Source organism: Metabacillus sp. B2-18, assembly GCF_021117275.1.
Classification (GTDB): domain Bacteria; phylum Bacillota; class Bacilli; order Bacillales; family Bacillaceae; genus Metabacillus.
In genome coordinates this window covers 163,653-185,714 of record NZ_CP088246.1, presented here as the reverse complement: position 1 = coordinate 185,714, position 22,062 = coordinate 163,653, and the positions used below count along the sequence as shown (strand labels likewise).

General features: G+C 34.7%; 22 protein-coding genes and 6 pseudogenes. 3 read left to right on the top strand and 25 right to left on the bottom strand.

Features of this window, described 5'->3' with window-relative positions; translation table 11 throughout:
* Positions 1–4: 4 nt before the first annotated feature.
* The 4 genes from LPC09_RS26495 to LPC09_RS26480 all read right to left on the bottom strand — a co-directional run bounded on the left by LPC09_RS26495 (position 5) and on the right by LPC09_RS26480 (position 3,241).
* Positions 5–505: a cytochrome c-type biogenesis protein gene (locus LPC09_RS26495; protein ID WP_098796868.1), complete on the bottom strand. Its 501-nt coding sequence runs from the start codon at positions 503–505 to the stop codon at positions 5–7.
* Complete coding sequence (locus LPC09_RS26490) at positions 498–2,480, bottom strand: heme lyase CcmF/NrfE family subunit (RefSeq protein WP_212137848.1); 1,983 nt, start codon at positions 2,478–2,480, stop codon at positions 498–500. Before LPC09_RS26490 ends, LPC09_RS26495 begins: the two co-directional genes overlap by 8 nt.
* Positions 2,473–2,934, bottom strand: a complete 462-nt coding sequence (locus LPC09_RS26485; RefSeq protein WP_098796874.1) for a cytochrome c maturation protein CcmE — start codon at positions 2,932–2,934, stop codon at positions 2,473–2,475. The genes LPC09_RS26490 and LPC09_RS26485 overlap by 8 nt, the downstream gene beginning before the upstream one ends.
* Positions 2,935–3,085: 151 nt before the next feature.
* Positions 3,086–3,241, bottom strand: a complete 156-nt coding sequence (locus LPC09_RS26480; protein WP_141549674.1) for an SHOCT domain-containing protein — start codon at positions 3,239–3,241, stop codon at positions 3,086–3,088.
* A 162-nt stretch (positions 3,242–3,403) separates the two neighbouring features.
* Here LPC09_RS26480 and LPC09_RS26475 point away from each other — a divergent pair, with 162 nt between their 5' ends.
* The gene (locus LPC09_RS26475; RefSeq protein ID WP_098796877.1) at positions 3,404–3,904 is read left to right on the top strand and encodes a QcrA and Rieske domain-containing protein; all 501 of its coding nucleotides are present in this window, start codon (positions 3,404–3,406) and stop codon (positions 3,902–3,904) included.
* A 260-nt stretch (positions 3,905–4,164) separates the two neighbouring features.
* On the opposite strand, the gene LPC09_RS26470 is transcribed toward LPC09_RS26475, so the two are convergent.
* From LPC09_RS26470 to LPC09_RS26440, 7 genes and pseudogenes are all read right to left on the bottom strand, one after another.
* Positions 4,165–4,365, bottom strand: a complete 201-nt coding sequence (locus tag LPC09_RS26470; protein WP_098796879.1) for a hypothetical protein — start codon at positions 4,363–4,365, stop codon at positions 4,165–4,167.
* A gap of 701 nt (positions 4,366–5,066) precedes the next feature.
* Positions 5,067–6,017: a cysteine synthase A gene (cysK, locus tag LPC09_RS26465; protein ID WP_098796882.1), complete on the bottom strand. Its 951-nt coding sequence runs from the start codon at positions 6,015–6,017 to the stop codon at positions 5,067–5,069.
* 336 nt (positions 6,018–6,353) lie between these two features.
* Entirely contained in the window at positions 6,354–6,554 is a 201-nt protein-coding gene (locus LPC09_RS26460) for an anti-sigma factor domain-containing protein (protein ID WP_098796885.1), read from the bottom strand.
* 324 nt (positions 6,555–6,878) lie between these two features.
* The gene (gene lgt, locus LPC09_RS26455; protein ID WP_098796888.1) at positions 6,879–7,706 is read right to left on the bottom strand and encodes a prolipoprotein diacylglyceryl transferase; all 828 of its coding nucleotides are present in this window, start codon (positions 7,704–7,706) and stop codon (positions 6,879–6,881) included.
* A 692-nt stretch (positions 7,707–8,398) separates the two neighbouring features.
* Positions 8,399–9,247: pseudogene (locus LPC09_RS26450) on the bottom strand (PLP-dependent cysteine synthase family protein).
* Between the two features lie 117 nt (positions 9,248–9,364).
* On the bottom strand, positions 9,365–9,574 hold the full coding sequence (locus LPC09_RS26445) for a hypothetical protein (RefSeq protein ID WP_098796890.1): 210 nt from the start codon (positions 9,572–9,574) through the stop codon (positions 9,365–9,367).
* 13 nt (positions 9,575–9,587) lie between these two features.
* A pseudogene (locus LPC09_RS26440) lies at positions 9,588–10,276 on the bottom strand (peroxiredoxin).
* 355 nt (positions 10,277–10,631) lie between these two features.
* On the opposite strand from LPC09_RS26440, the gene LPC09_RS26435 reads away from it, so the two are divergent.
* Positions 10,632–11,018: a GerD family protein gene (locus tag LPC09_RS26435; protein WP_098796893.1), complete on the top strand. Its 387-nt coding sequence runs from the start codon at positions 10,632–10,634 to the stop codon at positions 11,016–11,018.
* Positions 11,019–11,229: 211 nt separating this feature from the next.
* On the opposite strand, the gene LPC09_RS26430 is transcribed toward LPC09_RS26435, so the two are convergent.
* The 14 genes and pseudogenes from LPC09_RS26430 to LPC09_RS26365 form a co-directional block, all read right to left on the bottom strand.
* Entirely contained in the window at positions 11,230–11,622 is a 393-nt protein-coding gene (locus LPC09_RS26430; protein WP_231309816.1) for a rhodanese-like domain-containing protein, read from the bottom strand.
* A gap of 339 nt (positions 11,623–11,961) precedes the next feature.
* Positions 11,962–14,394, bottom strand: a complete 2,433-nt coding sequence (locus LPC09_RS26425) for a heavy metal translocating P-type ATPase (protein ID WP_231309815.1) — start codon at positions 14,392–14,394, stop codon at positions 11,962–11,964.
* Positions 14,395–14,565: 171 nt separating this feature from the next.
* A complete protein-coding gene (copZ, locus tag LPC09_RS26420; RefSeq protein ID WP_098797095.1) occupies positions 14,566–14,781 on the bottom strand; it encodes a copper chaperone CopZ in 216 nt (71 codons plus the stop codon).
* A gap of 122 nt (positions 14,782–14,903) precedes the next feature.
* The gene (locus tag LPC09_RS26415) at positions 14,904–15,305 is read right to left on the bottom strand and encodes a MerR family transcriptional regulator (RefSeq protein ID WP_098797094.1); all 402 of its coding nucleotides are present in this window, start codon (positions 15,303–15,305) and stop codon (positions 14,904–14,906) included.
* Between the two features lie 143 nt (positions 15,306–15,448).
* The gene (locus LPC09_RS26410; protein ID WP_098797093.1) at positions 15,449–15,694 is read right to left on the bottom strand and encodes a DUF2933 domain-containing protein; all 246 of its coding nucleotides are present in this window, start codon (positions 15,692–15,694) and stop codon (positions 15,449–15,451) included.
* Between the two features lie 271 nt (positions 15,695–15,965).
* Positions 15,966–16,232, bottom strand: a complete 267-nt coding sequence (locus tag LPC09_RS26405; RefSeq protein ID WP_098797092.1) for a glutaredoxin family protein — start codon at positions 16,230–16,232, stop codon at positions 15,966–15,968.
* A gap of 139 nt (positions 16,233–16,371) precedes the next feature.
* Entirely contained in the window at positions 16,372–16,536 is a 165-nt protein-coding gene (locus tag LPC09_RS26400; protein ID WP_176551057.1) for a hypothetical protein, read from the bottom strand.
* Positions 16,537–16,867: 331 nt separating this feature from the next.
* On the bottom strand, positions 16,868–18,508 hold the full coding sequence (merA, locus tag LPC09_RS26395; protein ID WP_098797091.1) for a mercury(II) reductase: 1,641 nt from the start codon (positions 18,506–18,508) through the stop codon (positions 16,868–16,870).
* 31 nt (positions 18,509–18,539) lie between these two features.
* Positions 18,540–18,692, bottom strand: a pseudogene (locus LPC09_RS26390) (heavy-metal-associated domain-containing protein); the annotation flags it as partial.
* A gap of 175 nt (positions 18,693–18,867) precedes the next feature.
* Positions 18,868–19,168 (bottom strand): annotated as a pseudogene (locus LPC09_RS27460) (putative mercuric transport protein).
* 3 nt (positions 19,169–19,171) lie between these two features.
* Positions 19,172–19,393 (bottom strand): mercury resistance system transport protein MerF, encoded by a 222-nt coding sequence (gene merF, locus LPC09_RS26380; RefSeq protein WP_098797089.1) that lies wholly within the window; start codon positions 19,391–19,393, stop codon positions 19,172–19,174.
* Between the two features lie 13 nt (positions 19,394–19,406).
* Positions 19,407–19,808, bottom strand: coding sequence for a mercury resistance transcriptional regulator MerR (gene merR, locus LPC09_RS26375; RefSeq protein WP_098797088.1), 402 nt, complete (start codon positions 19,806–19,808; stop codon positions 19,407–19,409).
* Positions 19,809–20,000: 192 nt separating this feature from the next.
* On the bottom strand, positions 20,001–20,210 hold the full coding sequence (locus LPC09_RS26370) for a helix-turn-helix domain-containing protein (RefSeq protein ID WP_255301606.1): 210 nt from the start codon (positions 20,208–20,210) through the stop codon (positions 20,001–20,003).
* Positions 20,202–20,609 (bottom strand): annotated as a pseudogene (locus LPC09_RS26365) (recombinase family protein); the annotation flags it as partial. The pseudogene LPC09_RS26365 and the gene LPC09_RS26370, both read right to left, overlap by 9 nt.
* Between LPC09_RS26365 and LPC09_RS26360 the strand changes: the two are divergent.
* Positions 20,599–21,644, top strand: a pseudogene (locus tag LPC09_RS26360) (transposase); the annotation flags it as partial. The pseudogenes LPC09_RS26365 and LPC09_RS26360 sit on opposite strands and share 11 nt — an antisense overlap.
* Positions 21,645–22,062: the final 418 nt, after the last annotated feature.

Below are 22,062 nucleotides of genomic sequence, written 5' to 3'. Positions count from 1 at the left end.
CTCTTTATAACCAATTTTTCAGTTCCTCTTGGACTTTATTCGCATCATAGTCCGTAACAGACAGCTTTTGTTGATTCTCATTCGATTCAACCTGTCCCTTTTTCCATTTTTTTATTAGAAAAAGGATGAGAATTGCACCAATTGCTACTCCTACCCCAGGTAAAACCCATGCTATCAGGTTAAAACCTTCAGGTGTAGGAGCCGCAAGGATACGTTCGTCATATTTTTGAACTAGATAATTAATAACTTGTTTTTTATCCATATCCTCTTCTAACAGAGACCATATCTCTTGTCGCAAATCATACGCGGTTGATAACGTACAATAATCAGCAGTCATAGAATCTGTACACCCTGGTGGATGTAGTTCTTTGGCAACATTAAGCATATCATTACGAGATATAGAAACGTTTTCCCCTTCAGCAAAGCCTTTTTTAGGAACAAATACTACAAGAGAGAATATCGTTAAAGATAGTGAAAACCATACATTTTTTAGCCATTTACCCATAGGTCATCGACTCCATGTTAAACGGTGATTTTCTTTTGGCAGATCGATTAGGCCATAAAGATACTAATGTACCTAGAATCAAGATATAGCCTCCAGCCCATGTCCATGACATGAGAGGGAAAATTTTAACTTGAATAAACACCTTGCCATCTTCCTCAGACCAACCATTTAGTACAACATAAAGATCCTCTTGTAATGAACTTACAATGGATACTTCAGTTGTAGGTTGAGTACCATTTACATAGAACACCTTCTCAGGTCGGACAACACCTATTTTTTCACCATCTTTTTCTACTAATAATTCAGCATAGACCGTTTGCTTAGCCTCACTATTATTCTCGGCCAGACCTCTATACAATAATGTGTATTTTCCTAGATTGATAAAATCCCCTTCATTTAATCCATATTGTTTCTCTACTGAATAAGTGCTAGCTCCAGTTAACCCAATGGCAATTAAAATGACTCCAAAGTGAGCAATGTACCCACCATAACGCCGCCTATTTTTAACAAAAAGCATAAAAAATGAGCGAAGTGGTGATTCACTTGTTACCTTCACCCTAGCTTGTACAGCCTTTGTAAATTCAAGGAAAATAATCAAAGCCACAAAGCTTGTACTTGACAAGGATAAAAGGGTCATCCAATTCTTCACTCCAGTAAAAAATAGTGCTAGAGCTAATAAAATTGTTACAATTAATGGGACACGAAGATTTTTCCAAAGAGCTTTTGTGGTAGATCTTTTCCATGCAACAACTGGTCCAATCCCCATTAAAATAATTATGGCAATAAAGATCGGAACATTGACTCTATTAAAATAAGGAGCCCCTACCATTGTCTTTGAACCTGTTACAGCTTCCGACACAACAGGATAAATGGTTCCCCAAAAAACCGTAAATGCTGATGCTACTAATAATAGATTGTTTACTAAAAAACTACTTTCTTTAGAAATGTAAGACTCAAATTGGGCATCTGACTTTAGCACAGACCAATTTGCTGAAATATTCCAAATAGAACCTATAATAATGATCCCTATAAAGGCAAGGAAATAAGCACCGATTGGACCATTTGCAAATGCATGCACAGACCATAACAAACCACTTCTCGTTAAGAATGTCCCAAATAATGTAAGGACAAATGTAAGAGTGACCAAGGTCATGTTCCACCTTTTTAACATACCTTTTCTTTCTTGAACCATATTTGAGTGTAAAAGTGCTGTTGCTGTAAGCCATGGTAGTAATGAGGCATTTTCTACTGGATCCCACGCCCAGTAACCACCCCATCCTAGTTCTACATAGGCCCATTGGGAACCAAATAGTATCCCCATACTTAAGAATAACCAAGATACTAATGTCCATTTTCTCGTAACCTTAAGCCAAACCGCATCCGCCTTTTTAAGAATTAATGCAGCCATTCCGTAAGCAAACGGGACAGCGAATCCGATATAACCTAAATACAAGGTAACAGGATGAACCGCCATTCCGGGGTTCTGTAATAACGGATTTAATCCATTACCCTCCGACATCTGCTCTGGATTTAACGCGAAAGGTTGTTCAATAGTATTAAGTACGAGTACGAAGAAAGCATTGATGATTAATAATATAGTAGATACCCAAGGTAAATATTTAGTACTATCCTTATGTTTAGAACAAGTGACCAACGCTGTATATAAACTTAATATCCAGAACCATAGTAAGAGAGAACCAGCATTTCCTCCCCAAAAGGCTGATATTTTATAAAACAAAGGCATGTCAGTACTTGAATAAAGTGCAACATACTCGTATTTGAAATCCCCTGTTACTAGTAAATAAATTAAGGAACCCGAGGCTAGAGTGGTTAAAAAAGCAAGAATAAAAACAGAGGTTTTCGCACTCTTAAGCCAACGTATATTTTTCGTTCGAATTGCCATCAGATGACTTATTATTCCATAAACAACTATGACAATTGAGAACATAAGGGCCAAACGGCCGATATCACCCATTAGTTTCATTTCCTCCTTGTTTCTGTGTCGCTGGGTGGTCTTTTGGAATTTCCTCTCCGTTTTCCTCCATTGCCTCGTATTTTGAAGGACATTTTACAAGTAATTCAGAGGCAATAAAAACACCCTCAGAGTTTAATTCTCCTTCCACTATCGCTTCCCACCCATCATTTAATGTGTCTGGTTTGACACCATCATATTGAATGGGTACACGAAAACCATTTTCTCCTTCTAGTTCAAACATTAGTAATATTTGGGATGAATCAAAATTAATTGATTCTCCTACAATATTCCCACTTACCTTAATCCGTTTTCCAACTGCCTCTTCCTGTTTATCTTTTAATTCATCAACAGTTAGATAGAAAGTTGCTGCATTACCGATGCTAGTATAAATAAGTGTACCTATTACTGCTAAAAAAATACCAAGAGCAATGATCATTTTTGTTTTCTTTCCCAATCAATAACACCTCATTTCATACTGTATTAAAGAAGCCATCTTCTAGGATTATAGACAATAAATATGAAGATTCTGTGATGAATTCTATTCAATTTGAAAAAAGCCCATTATAATACCCAGTCTCCAATGGAGCTGGGTACCAATGAACTCATTATTGATCTAATACAGTTTTTGTTTTCAGGTATTCTTCAATAGAGATTTCACCTTGTGCTAATCGTACCTTCAACTGTTCGATTGGGGTTAAGTTTGCATTACTGGTATTTTTGTTCTGATTTTTACTTATATTTGAAGATCCGCAACAACTCATTCGATTCCCTCCTTTTGAAGTATAATTATATTTTGACATAAAGATTTGTAGAAACTGTGAAATTCTTAAAATATCTAGATAGTATAGAAAAATCCAGTGTAATTTGAAACACCATAGGTTCTTCATATTTATAGTTTAGAATTTAAAGCAAGGAGGGATTTGATGACACAATTAGATAGAAGGAAGTTTTTGAAGAAAAGTGTAAAAGGAACAATAGGACTATTAACACTTACTGTTATACATTTTAGTTTAACAGCATGTAACAAAGAAGAAATAGATACTAGTGCACTGGCTAACCTTGGTCCATTAGAAAAATTAAAAAAGGGACCATTTCCTAAGAAAGTAAACTATAACACCAAGATTAAGGATGCTTGGGTAGAACAAGAAAGAAAAGGTTTTGTATATATAAACATAGATAGTAGTACTAAAGAATTGTTAGTCATGTCACCTATTTTTACCCACCTTGGTTGCACGGCAACACATGCTGATAATAATCTTAAAATTGAAGGTATTTCATTTTTTTGTCCATGCCACGGAGGTAAATATGACGAATTTGGTATTAATATAGGTGGACCTCCACCAAGGCCTCTAGATATTTTTGAACCAATAATTCAGGATGGAAATGTATATATTCCAATTTTAAGTGCAAAAGAACGCTCCTAAAAAAGATATGGGACCCTATAGTTGAATTGTGTGTTAATTCTATTAAAACATAAGTTTATCTCCTAAATGTTTAGGATAGATAGAAAATAATTGTAAATTTCCATAATCCCTGGAATAGGTAAGACAGTAGGTGAATTCCATTTAATAAATAATTTAAAGAGATTGACACAAAAGAATCGTTATTTACCAACCTTTTGTGTCAGCTCTTTTGTTGTTTAAATTATACAAATTCTTTTTTCTTATATAGAAAGGAGGCCAACTTATTTTAAAAAGTTTAATAGTGTTAAACGATTTAAAAATGGATGCTTATTCTTATCAATTATCTTTAATTCATTCATTAATAATTTATCTTGATGGTCTTTAAGCCATATTTTTAACTCTTTTTTATCTTTAAAGTGGGTATAGTATGTCTCTCCACCTTTACCAACAGCGTTAACAACATAGCGACACGTATTCCCCATTATGACCACCTTTTATAATGTAATTTAACTTAATATGCATTATAACAATGATTAATAAATTTTCCATTCCTTTTTATTAAATCTATTTACATTGAATAGTACTCGATCGATACATCTTACTTATGGTTAAAATAGATAAGGAGGATAAGAATAGAACAACTCTACAAGGTTGATATAAACCATTTATGGAATTGGATAATCTAAAAAGAGAAATTTTAAAGACGGTTTCCCAGCTTAATTATAATAATTAAGTCTTTTGCTAATAAAGAAATAATTGATTTCGCTTCTGAAGCCAGTTTCCGATGCGGTCTATCAGCAGTTTGATAACTGTGCCAATTTGGTCAACTTTTGCTCTTTCTAATGTCTCGTCAAACATTAAGTTGCCATAATTATTGATTTAGCAAGACCTCATTCAGGAAGATTATGGAGATTACAATGATTAAATATTTTTTAATGCATCAGATTCCGAACAGATTATAGTTAAAATGTTTTTTAGTTTAGTATTACAATAATAAAAAGGATAGATATAGCTAAGATTCAGCGAGTCATCTATCCTTTTCTACTTAGATAATAAATAAATAAGCTTCGTATTTTCCGATCTGCAAACTTTGCTATGAAAAGCTGTCTAAATAAAGTGGTTGATACCAATGTTGAGACCCTTTAAACCGGTTAACTTACATTTCGGTTATCTCATTTTAATTTTACTCTTGCTCATTAAATAATGCTGTAGAGAGATAACGTTCACCTGTATCAGGTAATATAACTACAATTGTTTTCCCTTTATTTTCCGGTTTTTTTGCAATAACTGAAGCAGCATGAATCGCTGCACCAGAGGATATACCAACTAATATTCCCTCTTGTTTTCCAAGCGACCTTGATGCCTCAAATGCCTCATCATTCATGACTTGGACAATTTCATCGTAAATATCTGTGTTTAATACCTCTGGAGTAAACCCTGCACCAATACCCTGAATTTTGTGCGGTCCTGGGGATCCACCTGATAAAATAGGGGAATCCTTTGGTTCTACAGCAACAGACTTAAAAGAAGATTTGCGTTCTTTTAAGACTTCTGAAATACCTGTAATAGTTCCACCTGTTCCAATTCCACTAACTACAATATCAACAGTACCATCTGTATCAGCCCAAATTTCTTCAGCTGTTGTTTTTCTATGAATCATAGGGTTTGCTTGGTTATTAAATTGTTGAGGAATAAACGCATCTGGTATTTCTTTACTTAATGATTCAGCCTTTTCGATTGCACCTTTCATACCCTTAGCTCCCTCAGTTAACACAAGCTCTGCACCTAATGCTTTTAAAAGGCTACGTCTTTCTGTACTCATTGTATCAGGCATTACAAGAATACAACGGTAATTTTTAGCTGCACAAACAAAAGCTAACGCAATACCTGTATTTCCACTTGTTGGCTCAACAATGACTGTATCCTTATTAATAATCCCACGTTGCTCGGCATCTTCAATCATAGCATTACCTATTCTGTCTTTTACACTTGATAACGGATTAAAGTATTCTAATTTTGCAAGTACTTCAGTACCAGTTGAGTCACTAATCTGATTTAGTCTTACTAAAGGTGTCCGACCTATTAATTCAGTAATATTCTTTGCGATTTTTGGACGTTTTAATACATCAGTCATTTGTTTTCCTCCTAAAAGTGTGAAATCCTATATTAATACTATACCTAATAAATTTGAAGAAATTGTGATAAACGATAAAGATAAAGATCTATTATTAAATTTTAAAAACAAACTTATCATAATAATGATAAGGCTTTCAATTTGGTTCGGGAGAGTGTTAAGTACGAAGATATTAAGTGTCATCCACACTTTTTTGGGTACTTTATGTTTTATCAATTTTTTGTTATCTCTATTCGATCCATGGCAAACTAATTACCAAAACAATATCCCTGCATATAAAAAATAACAGATAATCATTTAGAAAAAACATAATTAACATTAATACAGAGTAATGTATTATATATTCTCAGAGATTCTTTCCTTGTTCCCTGGACCTATTGAAGTAGTATCTTCATGTTCATCCAATATTTCAAAAAGAGTTACTTCTTCTCCAAGTTCATATTTCCTTTTTTTCTTATGATCCTTTAAAAAACATCCATCTTCTGTTAAGAATATCACAAACTTTTCATTATAATCTAAAACAAGCCCTCTTTTCATGAATGGATGCTCCTTTTGATAGACTCTCGTCCTAAACTAGATTCTTAAACTTAGAAGTTAAACTACAGTTAGTTATATTAGCAAGGAAGTTTGGGGAAATTGTGAAGAAATAAAACAGTCACAATTTAGTCAAAAATGAATAACTTGATTTTGTCACACATTAAACTGTTTGATTAAAATCAAATAAAAAACGAGCATTATGGCTACCTAAGCTACCTAGTAACCACTGCTCGTTTTCAAACACATATATTCATCTAATTGAAATTTGTCCATAAATTCGTTTTTTAATTATGCATCCATAGTATCCAATCTCCCGTATAATCATTACCCTTGTACTCCATAATAGACAAGTAACGAAATAATCATTAGTGATATTACATATATTCCAGTTTTGGCAAATTCATTTTTAGAGATCGGATTAACTTTGTCAATTGTTCCATTTCTCTTACAATACCTCATAAGGAAAATAGCAAAAATTATACCTACTAAACTCATCACATGGCTAACACTAAAAGGTCCAACAACCATTGGGTTTATTCTAGCAAATTCTACAATAGCTCGAATAGCCAAGTAACCAATTAGATAGTGAAGGAAGACTTGCCCCGTATAGGAAGACTTTTTCAATCGTAACCATAAATATCCGAACAAGAGATAGTCCAACAAAAATTCATAGGCTTGAGCTGGGTGCAACAGCTCCCCGCCTTTTTCAATTCCCCATGGAAGAACACTAAAAATTGGTCCACCAAATACGTCACAGCCAATTCTACTTATTCCTTGTGCCAATATCAGTGAAGGTGCAACAACATCCAATGTTTGCCATATCGGCAATTTATGTTTCTTCAAAAATAAATAGCCGACTAATACTCCACCTATAATACCACCATGAATGGACAAACCACCATTTTGGATAAAAAATACCTCCATTGGATTGGCAAAATAAAAGGAAGGATTATAGAAAAGTATAAAGAAGATACGAGCTCCTAATATTCCTCCAAATAAGGAATACATAACTCCATCCAATAATAACTTATGATTCATATTTCTACGTTTTGCTTCTCTTATAAATAACAGGATACCTGCTATTGCACCAATAGCTATCATTAAACCAAAAAAGTGAATCGTAAAAGGTCCAAAACTAAAAAGGGGTTTCATCAGATATTCCTCATTTCATCAAATGATTTTTCCTAGCTATGTTCTAATAATCATAAATACAAAAGAAATTATACGTGTTAAATATAGATTTTTTGTGAAGAATATCAAACTTTTTTTGTTAAATACTAGCTTTTTATACTCAATTTAGAAAGTATCAACCTATAAAATCTGTCAGAAAGAATATCTACCAGAAGTAAAATGAAATATCTTGACTAGTTGTGAGAGGAGAAACAAAATTGGCACTACCATTAATTTTTATTTTTTTTAGTATTACTCATACTCTCAACCATAGTAATTACAAAAACTGTTTATAACAGAAAAAATATTCCATTTATGACCTGTATGATGATTGCAATGACAAATGGGATGAGTGTAGGTTTATTCTTAGGAGTTATTTTCGGGATCTTGCAATCGGGAACTTTACTTTTAACTACGATGATAGGAATCAATTTGGTCCTATCTTTTTATGAGATAGAATCAGCAAACTAACACTCTTTGCAACTCGATATTTAGGAAATGATATAATTTTTAAAGCACTCCGATAAATATGTGATAAGGTGAATTCATTTAACGAATGTACCGGTAATTCCTGATATCAGAATTACCGGTCTATAATTTTTCCTCCCGCCTTCTTACCACCACCCCAACTCAGCGGAATCATTAAGTTGTGAATACTTTTATAGTTAATTCTATTAAAATAAGTCCATACTTAGATAACGTTCACCAGTATCGGGAGCAATACATAGCACTCGCTTGCCAGAGCCTAAACGTTCAGCAATCTTTATGGATGCAAATACTGCTGCAGCGGATGACAAACCAACAAATATCCCTTCTTTGCGCCCTAGGTCTTTAAAAGTTTTCACAGCACTCTCATCGTCAATCTGTATGATTTCATTGTAAATCCGCGTGTTTAGTATTTTAGGTACAAATCCAGGACTTGTTCCCACTAATTTATGAGGGCCAGGCTTCCCGCCTGACAAAACTGGTGAACCTTTAGGTTCTACAACTCCAATATAAAGGTCAGATATTAGTTCCTTTAATGACTCCCCCGTTCCGGTCACCGTTCCACCAGTACCAGCTGTAGCTACAAAAGCATCTAAACGCCCATCCATTTGTTCATAAATTTCAAGCGCTGTTGTCTTACGATGAATGTCTGGGTTAGCCTTGGTCTCGAATTGTTGTGGTATAAAGCTTCTTGGAATTTCCTTCCGAAGTTCTAACGCTTTTTCAATGGCCCTTGCATTTTCTGCATACTCGGGGTTAGTACTACCTCTGCACCAAAAGCCCTTAAAATATTTATTCTTTCTTTTGTCATATTATCGGGCATTACCAAAATTGCATGATATCCTTTAGCTGCTGCATTCATGACTAGACCAATCCCTGTATTACCACTTGTAGGCTGCACGATCTTTTACACTTTTAGATGGATTAAACATTTCTAGTTTAACAAAAACATCAGCCGCACCTCTCGGAACAAGGCGATTTAGTCGCACAACAGGTGTTTCACCGATTAACTCAGTAATATTTTGTACAACTTTCATTTTTTGTCACCTCCCTATCGTTTCTTCCATTTTGTTCATAGTTAAAACAGGCTGTCGAATTCCTCGACAGCCTGAAGTTGATATAAAAAACTTCTTCAATGATTAACTAAGCTTTTATTATTTAAGCCTGTTAATACTATACTTTTCGTTCTTTTTTTCTAAGTATTTTAATTGAACCAACTCACGTAATTTACTTCTTACCTTAAACAAAGGGAGGCTCATATTTTCGGAAACTTCCACATCCGATAATGGTTTTTCTTTTAAAAGGCCTAAAATATAATCGATTTCGGTGACAGTCAGCGATGTATCTCCTTGGCTACATGGCATAGAAATAGACCTCCTATTCCTTTATTCTAGCCAATTCTTTCTTTGCAAAATAACAGTCAATAACTTCTAAATCCTTATCTGCAACTCTTTCTTCAGCAAGCTGTTGTGAAGCAAGTGGTGGAACAACCACTTTTTCACCAGGGTTCCATCCAGCTGGCGTAGATACTTTATGTTCATCTGTTGTTTGGAGGGCTTTGACTAATCGAAGGATCTCGTCCATATTACGTCCAGTTGTCAATGGATAATATATGATCGCACGGATCACTTGCTTATCATCGATTACAAAAACTGCCCGATTGGTTTCAGTGGTACTTTCCCCTGGATGAATCATCCCGTATTTAGTAGCTACGTCTTTGTTAAGGTCAGCAATCACGGGGAATTCAATTTTAATATTTTGTTTTTCATGTATATTACGAACCCATGCAATATGTGTTGGTAAGCTATCCACACTTAAACCAAGTAATTCAGTATTTAATTCTCTTAACTGCGGATAAATGCCTTGGAAAGCAACAAATTCTGTTGTACAAACAGGTGTAAAGTCAGCTGGGTGAGAAAATAGAATCAGCCAGGATCCTCTTTATAGTCTTCTAATATAATTGTCCCTTGTGTCGTAGTGGCTTCAAACTGTGGCGCTGGATCCCCTATTCTTGGTAAACTATAAACTTTTTTCACTATTATTGTTTTCCATGTCCATTCCTCCATTAATAAAAATTTTATATGTTACAAATTAAATTATAAAGAAAGACTTTGAAGAAACCGTGAAGATTTCAAAAAGTTCTAATTTTCTAATTTAAAATAATTATAAATACATTCCAACAAATCAAGCTTTTATATTTCTACATTTGGACTAATAACATTGCATTCAGCAATTATCCTCTTCTTTGGCACTTAAATTTTCTAATGAAAAAATGCGCCCCCTCTTTCCCTTATTAACAATATAAAAAATCAATTTTCAGATCTTATCAGGAGAAGGTCAAGAATTTGTTAAGATTAATGATAAACGATATGCAGTTGGGAAAATTAATAAAAATAGCTTCTAAATAAGGGAGGAATTCAAATGAAAATAGAAGGAAAGCTTACTGTCGTAACTATTTTGGTCTTACTCTATCTTGCTGGATGTGGGGGCATGAATGGGGGAAATACCAGTGATATGATGAACTCTGGGGGCTTAAGCCCTACCATGTTAGCTGACATGATGGCAACACCGGAAATGCAAGATGCGATTGTCCGTGTGATGAGTTCCCCTGAAATGCAGGATCAAATGATTGAATTGATGCAGCAACCCGAAATGCAGGATACAATGGTTAAACTAATGAAGGAACCTGAAATGCAAGATAGTATGATTAGCGTGATGCAAGAGCCGGAAATGCAAAGTGTTATGATTGAAATTATGCAAACACCGGAAATGAAGGAAATATTAAGGGGTATAATTAATGAACAATAAAAAAGCGACGATAGTGACCTCATCACCATCGTCGTAATCTCTCAATATGTTTATTAGTCTAATATTGATGACTAAATATCTTTAACAATACATCATATTAAACCGTTCCTCAATATCCTTTGCAAGGTCCCTTATGGATTGATCATTCACTATTTCAATAAGTCCAAATAGTACTAAATTTAGTACTTCTAATTAAATAGTAATAAAATAATTACCTATTCCCATACATTTCCTTTCCCGACCAAGAAGAGATGCCTCCAGTTAAATGTGAAATATCAGTGTATTTTTTACTTTGAAAAATTCTTGCTGCCTGTTTGCTACGCATCCCACTTTGACAGTATAAGATCAGCTCTTTGTCTATAAGAACTTCATTTAACCGTTCCTTTAATTTAGATAAAGGAATATTAATAGCTTTAGGAATATAACCATTTTTAAATTCATGAGATTCCCGAACATCAACGAGTATGCTGTTTCCATTTCTTACTTTTTCACACACTTTTTCTTGTGTTAAATTTTTCAAACCTTTAACAGGAGCGATTCGTTTATAAAAAAACCATCCAACCAGAGTAAATAAAAATATATTAAGAATAGTGCTAAAATCCAAATTAAGTCCCCCTCTATAACCCAAATAATCTTTAACTGATAGTTTTAATATTTACAATAGTATAGGAGACTCTGCTTATCGTCAGTATCCTATTTTCCTAATGCTATTTGATCCATTACCAGCTTTAATGACTAACTTCGATGCAGTAACCTTCTTAACTCTTACGATAGGTACAACTTTTATTCCCCAGAGTTCCCGTAAATCGATGGCTTTCGGTACTTACGATATTAGTTACCCATCTAGGCTACTTTGCTGATTTATAAAACCTTTAACATGTAAATTAGTATGGAGTTAATCACCTAAAAGAGGCTACCCTTAAGTAACCTCAAATCTCATTAATTATGCTGCTCGGACAGGCTTCCATCTCCGTAAAAATAACGTATTGGTAACAACTGATACGGAACTAAATGCCATCGCTGCACCTGCAAGTACTGGGTTGAGCAATCCGATTGCAGCAACTGGTATGAGAATTGCGTTGTATGCGAATGCCCAGAAAAGGTTTTGTCTTATTTTTCGCATCGTTGCCTTAGAAAGACGGATTGTATCTACAATACCCATTAAGTCTCCACGCATGAGTGTTACATCTGCTGCTTCTATAGCAACATCTGTTCCTGTACCAATCGCAATGCCAATATCTGCTTCAGCTAAAGCTGGTGCATCATTGATACCATCACCAACCATTGCAACAACTTTTCCTTCCTGCTTCAGTTTCTCCACTTCAGCAGACTTATCTTCAGGAAGTACCTCTGCTAATACGCGATCAACCCCTACTTGTTTAGCAATAGCTTCTGCTGTACGTCGATTGTCACCAGTAATCATCGCAATTTCTATTCCCATTTCTTTTAATTGTGAAATCGCTTCTGCTGAGGTTTCTTTTACCGTATCTGCAACCGCAATTACCCCAGCAAGTTCCCCGTCAACTGCCATCAACATGGCTGTTTTACCTTGGCCTTCTAGTTCTTCCATTTGATTGATTAATGACTCAAATACAATTGTTTGTTTTTGCATCAATTTTTTGTTTCCAATGTGGATTTTTTTGTCATCCACTTTCACTTCAATACCATGGCCTGGAATTGCATTAAAGTCAGTCGGATCACTTAATGTAAAACCTTTTTCTTTAGCACCGTTTACAATCGCTTCACCGAGTGGATGTTCAGAACCTCTTTCTGCTGAACCTGCTAATCGAAGCAATTCATCTTCTTGGAAGTTCTGTGTTGTAATGATATCAGTGACTTCTGGTTCACCTTTTGTAATCGTACCTGTTTTATCTAAAACAACCGTCGTTATCCGGTGCGCACTCTCTAAGTGCTCAGCCCCTTTTATGAGAACTCCACTTTCAGCACCTCTTCCTGTCCCAACCATAACATCTGTTGGTGTTGCCAAACCTAGTGCACAAGGACATGCAATAACTAGAACAGCTACCGCGCTGAAAAGAGCTGGGGTAAATCCTGCTAAAAAATAAGTGATTAGAAATGTCACAATGGCAATACCAATGACAATTGGCACGAAAACACCTGAGATTTTATCAGCCAATTTCTGAATCGGTGCTTTTGAACCTTGAGCCTCTTCCACAAGTTTAATAATCTGAGCCAATGCTGTATCTTTCCCTACTTTAGTTGCCTTAAATTTAAATGATCCATGTTTATTAACAGTAGCTCCAATAACGGAGTCACCAACATTTTTGCTTACTGGCAGACTCTCACCGGTAAGCATCGATTCATCTACTGTACTGTTACCTTCGATAATCTCTCCATCCACCGGTATTTTTTCTCCTGCTCTCACGAAGATGACATCGTCCATTACTACTTCCTCAATTGGAATATCTTTTTCCTCACCATCACGGATGACCCGAGCTGTTTTTGCTTGTAATCCCATTAATTTTTTAATTGCCTCGGAAGTCTGTCCTTTGGCACGAACCTCTAAAAGCTTTCCAAGAATAATTAGCGTGATAATAATGGCTGCAGCTTCATAATAAAGTCCAGTATTTGCACCAGTTATCGTAACAACTAAACTGTAAAAGTAAGCAGCAGATGTTCCTAAAGCCACTAGTGTAGCCATATTGGCACTTCCACCTCTAAGTGCATTGTAAGCATCTCGATAGAAGTGGCCCCCTACATAAAATTGTACTGGTGTTGCTAATAACAATTGAATCCAAGGATTAATATGAAATTGAAATCCTACATTAAACTCATACTGGGCTTGCAAGTCAGAAATCATTTGTGGAAGGAACCATATGGATAAAAAGGCTCCTAGTAAGAACTTATTTCTTTGTGTTTTATATTCTTTCTCACGTGCTTCTTTTTCTGTATCTTCATTGGCATCTCCTGCGACTTTTGCACTATAGCCTGCTTTTTTTACAGCGCCAATTAGCTGATCTACATTTGTTTTACCTGGAATATATTCAATGTTTGCTTTTTCATTTGCTAGGTTAACATTCGCATTAATTACTCCATCTACCTTTTTAAGCCCTTTTTCTATACGAGTCGCACATGCCGCACACGTCATACCAGTTAATGCTAACGTCGTTTTTTCTTCACGAAACCCATAACCGGTCTTTTTCACACTTGCCATTAGTTGCTCAACAGATGTTTGGGCGGGATTATAAGAAACGCTAACTTTTTCGGATGCAAGATTAACGTTTGCCTTACTCACTCCATCTAGTTTTAATAGATTTTTCTCGATTCGAGTTGCGCATGAAGCACACGTCATACCAGTAATGCCTAATGAAACCTGTTTATCCATTGATTCACGAACTTTAGCTTCGCTACTCATTATTCTATCCCTCCTTTTAGCTATATTCTTCTAAAAATAATGGGAAAACCAATATGTAATTCTGAATTGTTTAACTGGCCAAGTGAAGCATTCATAAACAATTCTTTTTAAATTACTAACCTTACACATTGATTAACCCCTATAACTTGGAATCAGATGGGTCAAAAACTTTTATGCCACAACATCGTATCCTAATTCCTCAATTTCCGAATAAATATCTTGTGCATTAACTACCTCATCGTTATACGATACAGCAACTAACTCCTGTTTAAGGTCTACTTTAACCGATTGAACACCGTTTAGTTGTCCTAAGGAACCTTCGATTGAATTCACGCAGTGATTACAAGACATTCCTTTTACTGAAATTGATTTTGTTACATTAGCCATATTAATTCCTCCATTTTATTTAAAAATTTTAAAATAGCCTTATCATACGTTAGTTAATTTATATTATTATCAAATTGGTTAGTTTTACTTCGTAAGTCAGGACCTCTAAAAAACTCTTATCTTTAGTTATTGGTTAAATCTTGAATAATGGGGCATTTATTTGAGGGTGCACCAGACCCTGGGCATTCGTCTGATAGCTTTTGCAATGTACCCTTTATTCGTTGTAAGTCATTGATTTTACCAGTAATTCCACTTATTTTTTCAGATGTAAATTCTTTTACAGTCTGTGCATCATGTCCACCTTCTGAAATTTTTAACAGCTGCAATATTTCATCAAGTGTAAACCCAAGCTCTTGTGCTCTTTTTATAAACTTGATTCGGTCAACGTACTCTCTAGAATATATCCTATACCCCGCTGATGTTCTTGGTGGCTCAGGTATAAGACCCCTTTTCTCGTAATAACGGACTGTCTCAAGGTTTATATTAGCCTGCTTTGCTACTTTACTAATTGATAGAACTTCCATAAGATTCCCTCCTTTCATAATCTATTTTAAAGTCTGTATCTAGGAACAGAGTCAATACATTTTAAAAAATTAATTTAACGAATGCCAAAAATGGCTACAAAAAAAGCGAAAGAATTTCCTCCCTCGCTTACAAAAGTGTCTATTTAAGCTTGTTTAAATTTAACTATGTTTGAATCCTCACTTGTTTGATTCTTTAAATTTTCTACTTCCTGTGTCAGTTTGTGATTTTGCTCTATTAAATCTGCCATCTTAATTTGTAATGATTGTAAATCAGATTGTTGTGTTTGATTTCCCTTGGTTTCTTTTTCTTTATTTCCCGAAAACATACCTTTCATACAGAATAACATCATAAGAGGACATGCCAGTAATAATAAAGTTTCCCAACCCACATTCCACACCTCCTTGTTTCATGTTAGTTTTCATTATAAACAAGGAATTTGAGGAAATTGTGAAGAAGTTAAAAAACTCAAAAATATTTATGAATTACTTATATGGTATATGCTCTTAAACCTAAATATCAAAATATAGTGTAAATTAAGGGGATTTTAGACATTTTCAGAAATCCTCTCCTTTTACAAACTCTTACCTTGAAAGTTTAAACCCTGATAAAGCAAAGTATGTACCAACTCAAAAAACATGTGCTGAATATTTCTATTATATTTAATATAATAAACTCACCCTATGATAACAGTAATGTTTCAATAGTCTCTCGGTTTTGCGAAAATCCAATAAAAAACTCATCATTAATCTTAATTGTCGGAACAATATTTTTTTCCCTGTCAATTTGTTTAGTTCCTTAATGTTTTCTTCATTTTCCACAATATCATGTTCAGCATAATTGAGATTATGTTGAGAAAGAAACTCTTTTGCTGCTTTACAATCTGGGCAAGTCGGAGTTGTATAGATTTCGATAGCAAAATCATTCATGTCTTTTCCCCCTAGTTTTTCACTTTAATTCTTCGTTTCTCATAGATGACATTTTTTTCATCTTTTATTCCATTTGATTCATCATTTTCTCGATATTCATCATTTTTTCTTTTTGTTCCTGCGTTAACTGACCTCTCTTTTATAATTCTTCAAACAAACTCTTCATATCATTCATTACCATTTTGTGATTGTCCATCATCTGTTTCATTTGCTTGTTCATCATTTCCATTTTTTTACAGCAATTCATTTGCTTTGTTTCTTTAGGCTCCTCTGCAGAAGTTGATGTTACTACTGATAAAGACATAGCTCCAACTAACAAAAATATGGTTACAAATATTTGATCACAATACGTTTCATAATAAATTTATCTCCAGTTCATTTATTTAAATACAATAGTAGTTTAACTATGTTTATAAATTGTATCTATATAAAAATCGCTAGAGAATAACGAAACGGATGAAAAGGGATAAATAAACGTAAGAAAAAAGAGTGGTGCCGTCAGGAAAATGCGGATTTACAACGTTAAGATTAAAAAAGTCGATTCCCTAACATTAGGAACCGACTTTTTTAATGGCTATTCAGCTAACGAAGGATAGTTAAGTGTATTTATTGTAAAGCTCCTACCAAAAGGTGCTTTACCCTGCACAACAAGATAATTTCGATACATCTTTATCAAATGTAAGAGCAGCTAATTTTAATCCTTCTGCCATTGTTAAATATGGTGCAAGGCTGTCTTTTAAATTCTCTACGGTTAAACCAAACTTAACAGCTAATGTCGCTGCATATATCACCTCTCCTGCATTTTCAGATACGATATGAACCCCAAGCACTTTTAATGTTTTCGCGTCAGCAACAAGCTTGAAAACACCTGTTGTTCCACGGTTTACTATCGCTCTTGGAACAGCATCTAAAGGCAATACAGATGTTTTTACTTCATAGCCTTTTTCTTTTGCTTGTTCTTCTGTTAATCCCACCGTTGCAATCGAAGGATTTGTAAATGTTACTCCAGGAACAACGGATAAATCTAATTTTTCATTTAACCCACCAATCGCATTATCGGCAACAATTCCACCTTCATTTGCTGCTACATAAACAAATTGAGGTCCTAATGTTACATCGCCTGCTGCATAAATCTTTTCATTACTTGTCCTAGCATAGTCGTTTATCAGTATTTCTTTTCGTTTTCCGACTTCAACCCCTGCTGCAATTAAATTTAAAGAATCCGTATTTGGTTTTCTTCCTGTTGCAACAAGTAATTGCTCTGATTCCACTACTTTTTTCTTTCCATCTACTGTTACATGAACCTTTTTTATCTCTCCACCTTGTTCTACACGCTCAAAAGTTGCCCCTTTGACAAGGTTAATACCTTGTGCAATTAACGCTTTTTCTATTGCTTCTGAAATTTCTGGATCATATTCTTTTAAAAGTCGCTCACTTCTTTGCATAAGCGTGACTTCTGAACCTAAATTATGAAACAATTGCCCAAGCTCCATTCCTATATATCCTGAACCAATAACCGTTAATCGTTTAGGCACCTTTTTTAATTCAAGTAGTGTAGTACTTGTTAGATAATCCACTTCTTCAAGTCCTGAAATCGGGGGTAAAGAAGGAGAAGCACCCGTTGCAATTAAGAAAAGCTTTGCAGAAAGTTTCTTCCCGTTAACTTCAACGGTATTTCCATTAACAAATTTTGCTTCACCTTCAATTAAATCAAAGTCATATTCACTAATTAAATCCACATATTTTTGATTCCGAAGCTCACTAACTAACTCATCTTTCTGCTTGATTAAAGGTGCTAATTCCACTTCTCCAGCAGATGTTTCCAAACCTATAAATGGATTTACTTTTGCTAAATGATTGATTTCCCCAGCACGAAGAAGTGTCTTTGACGGCACACAACCAATATTGACACATGTTCCCCCAACCCTCCCGCGCTCGACCATAGCTACTTTTGCCCCGTATTCAACTGATTTAATCGCAGCCGAAAAAGCAGCTCCACCAGAACCAATGATAAGTAAGTCATAGTCTCCCTCATCACCTAAAACCATTTTTTCTTTAGATTGTACTTCTTCTATTTCTTCAGGTTGATATTTTGCTTCATTAATTGCCTTTTTTGCGCTTTCCACCCCAATATCATCAGGTAATTCAAATACTGCTTCACCACGACGAAAACTAGCTTCAATGTTCTTAGCACCTATATTTTCAAGTGCTACAGCTACATGTTCTTCACAACCCGTACATGTCATTCCTTGGATACTGATCTTATATTTATTCATTCCCTCTTCCTCCTGTTTATATTAGTTTTACCTACTTTCTTATCTCGTAGCCTAAATCATTAATTCCTTTTTCAATTTCATCTAAACTTATCTTTGTTGAATCAAATGTAAGTTGAGTTTCTCCTGAACCTTCAACCTCTACATTTTGAACACCCTCTAAATTGGAAACGGCGGACCTCACCGTAAACGCACAAGATACTCAAGTAAATCCATCTATTTTAAACGAAACAGATTCTAAGTTTTCCGATTGAACTTCATTTGTTGTAGTGCTATTCTCTATAGTTGCCTTACCACATCCGGACAAAAGGAAAACCACTCCAAATAATATAGATAGATATATTAAATATTTCATCATCCCCTTATATCCCCTGACTGAATAATGTATAGATAAGCATTGCTCCAGAAATGAATGTGCTAATCCATAACAACTTTTTCGTTTTCTTTGAACTATTTTTTTGTTCCCATAAAGTAAATGAGCGATAGAAAGCATAATAACCCTATTAACGATAAACAACATTCGATATGGAGCAAACGTAACGGCAAGTGTTCCAGCTAAACCACTTAGATACCAAGTGGTATCAAAATCGCTAAGCCAATTCAACAAAGACTTGCTAAAAAAGCTGATAACATTGAAGCAATTGCAACAACTCTTTCTTTCATTTTTTACATCTCCCTATTTTTATTTAAGTGTTCATATTTAGAATAAGCATAAAGGGTTAAACCAAGAAAAACGACTACAACAGGAATCAAAACATAATCTAAATAGCCTGTTATCGCCCCTAAACCAATAGCACCTAATAAAATAACTAATATAGGTGTAGCACAACATAACAAAACAACAAATGTACCTATCAATCCTGCAATAAAGGTCTTTTTATGTTTCATCTCAAATTTCCTTTCACTCTTCCTCAATCAAGGTTTCAATTATCGGACACGCATGTAACCTTTTTTCATCTGGACATCGTTGTTTTAAATCTTTCAACATACGATCAATTCGTTTTAAGTCCTCTATTTGCTTTTGAACTTCCATTTCTTTTTTTGATACAAATTCAAACATATCTTCGCAGCGAATTTCATCTTTATCTACAACACCTAATAATTTATAAATTTCACTTAAAGAAAAACCAAGCTCTTGCATTCGTTTAATAAAGCCTACACGCTTCACATCATCATCTGAATATATGCGATAACCAGCAGTCGTTTTTGATGGTTCTTGTAACAATCTCTTTTTTTCGTAATATCTAATCGTCTCTTTATTTATCCCACATTTGTCTGCAAATTCACTAATGCGATAGCTCAATTTATTTCACCTCATAAAAAGTATAAACCGTGTACCATAGTACACGGTCAAGTGTGTTATTCTAATTTTTTGTTCATGTATTCTGCAGTTAGTAAAAAAGCGTTCCTGCCTTTTACAGAAACGCATCCCGTTATTTGAATAGAAAAAATTACTATACATCGAATTATGATAAAATTATGTATGCCTTTAAAATTACTGGCTACCCTTAATTGAAATAAGAAATGATTTTTTCTCATCCGATAGCTTTCTATATAATGAAGCTCTAGATATATTTGTGATTTCACAAATTTGATTTACGGTCACATTTCCTTCTTTATATAGCTTAACTGCATAATTCATTCCTGCGTGCTTTTTATGATACTTCTTTAACCGACCTTTAAATTTCCCTTCTTTCTTAGCCAAATCAATTCCTTCACGTTGTCGCATACGAATAAGATCTCGTTCTAATTGGTTAACACCAGCCATTACCGAATTAAAAATTGGCTGTATGGATTTTCTTCGGATAAATCGAGCCATGTGTCCTTTAAGGATTTTAAATTTGCCTTTTTACTCCGTATGTGATCGATTAATTCATATAAATCTTATGTACTACGTGTAATTCAAAGTTAAGTCAGTAACAAAAATAACGTCACCTTCCTGTAAATCTTCTAACATTTTTTGAAGTTGTTCACGATCCTTTGTTGCTCCAGAAACTTTTTCTTCAAAAATATCCATTCCGATTTCATTCAGTTGCTGAAATTTCCTTGAAGGATTCTGGCTAGTCGAACTGACACGTATGTAACCGATTTCGCAACTAGCCAATGTTTCTTAATGGCGCATGTATGAAGACGCAATGAATAAAGCTCAGGCCGTATTAGTAAATTTTCATCACAAATTACAATTGTCTTCCTATTGGGGCGATGGTACAACCTCTTCGTCAGATGGTATGAGAAAGCAGCTAAGTGTTTCGTCACTACATGCAGATGCAAACCCTCATTATGGAAAAGGAAAAGGCACCACCATCTATCTGTTTACGAGTGATCAATTTTCTTCTTATTACACAAAGATCATTCATACTAATTCAATGGATGCTATTCATGTTTTGGACAGTTTATTGCATTATGATACTGACCTAAACATAGAGGAACATTTTACAGACACTGCTGGTTACACAGACCAAATTTTCGGATTAACCCATTTATTTAGGATTTAAATTTGCACCAAGGATAAGAGATCTATCGGACTCAAAATTATTTACAATAGATAAAGCAGGTGAGTATCCAAAACTAGAAGCTATTTTATGTGGGCAAATAAACACAAAAGTCATTAAAGAAAATTATGAGGATGTTTTACGGTTAGCTCATTCAATAAGAGAAGGGACAGTCTCAGCCTCCTTGATTATGGGGAAATTAGGATCTTATTCAAGATAAAATAGCTTAGATACAGCCCTACGTGAGATGGGACGTATAGAAAAAACAATCTTTATTCTTAATTACATTTCGGATGAATCTTTAAGAAGAAAAATACAAAAAGGATTGAATAAAGGAGAAGCCATGAATGGACTGGCAAGAGCTATTTTCTTCGGAAAAGCAAGGAGAGCTTAGAGAACGAACCATACAGCATCAATTGCAAAGGGCCAGTGCCTTGAACATAATCATCAATGCCATCAGTATCTGGAATACTCTACATCTAACTAAAGCAGTTGAATATCAAAAGCGGACAGGTAGTTTTAATGAAGACTTATTTCATCATATTTCACCTTTAGGCTGGGAACATATCAATTTATTAGGAGAATACCATTTTAATTCAGAGAAAGTGGTCTCATTAGATACTATAAGACCACTGAAACTTACTTAGCGTTGTTAAAATTGGGGGGCCGTCTCGGAAACGGGCTTAACGTTGTAAATCCGCATTTTCATGACGGTACCCCAAAGAGAGGTGATTTTATATTGAATATGGACTTTGGCTATCTATTGTACCATTCATTCTTGAAATTATTTTAGCTACTTGGACTAGACAAGTGATTCCTTCCCTGTTGATCGGGTTATGGGTAGGGAGTTTGATTTTAACAAGGTCTTTTCTTGGGTCCATTTCTCAAACAGTTGATTATATTGTCGGGGTGCTTTCCGATCCTGGAAACTTAGACGTTTTACTTTTTTTATACGTCTTCAGTGGTTTAGTTGCTCTCATTTAGCTATCGGGTGGTGTACAAGCCTTTGTCAAGGTAATGGATAACTACATTACCTTGGCAAAAAAAGACTCTAATCGCTTCATG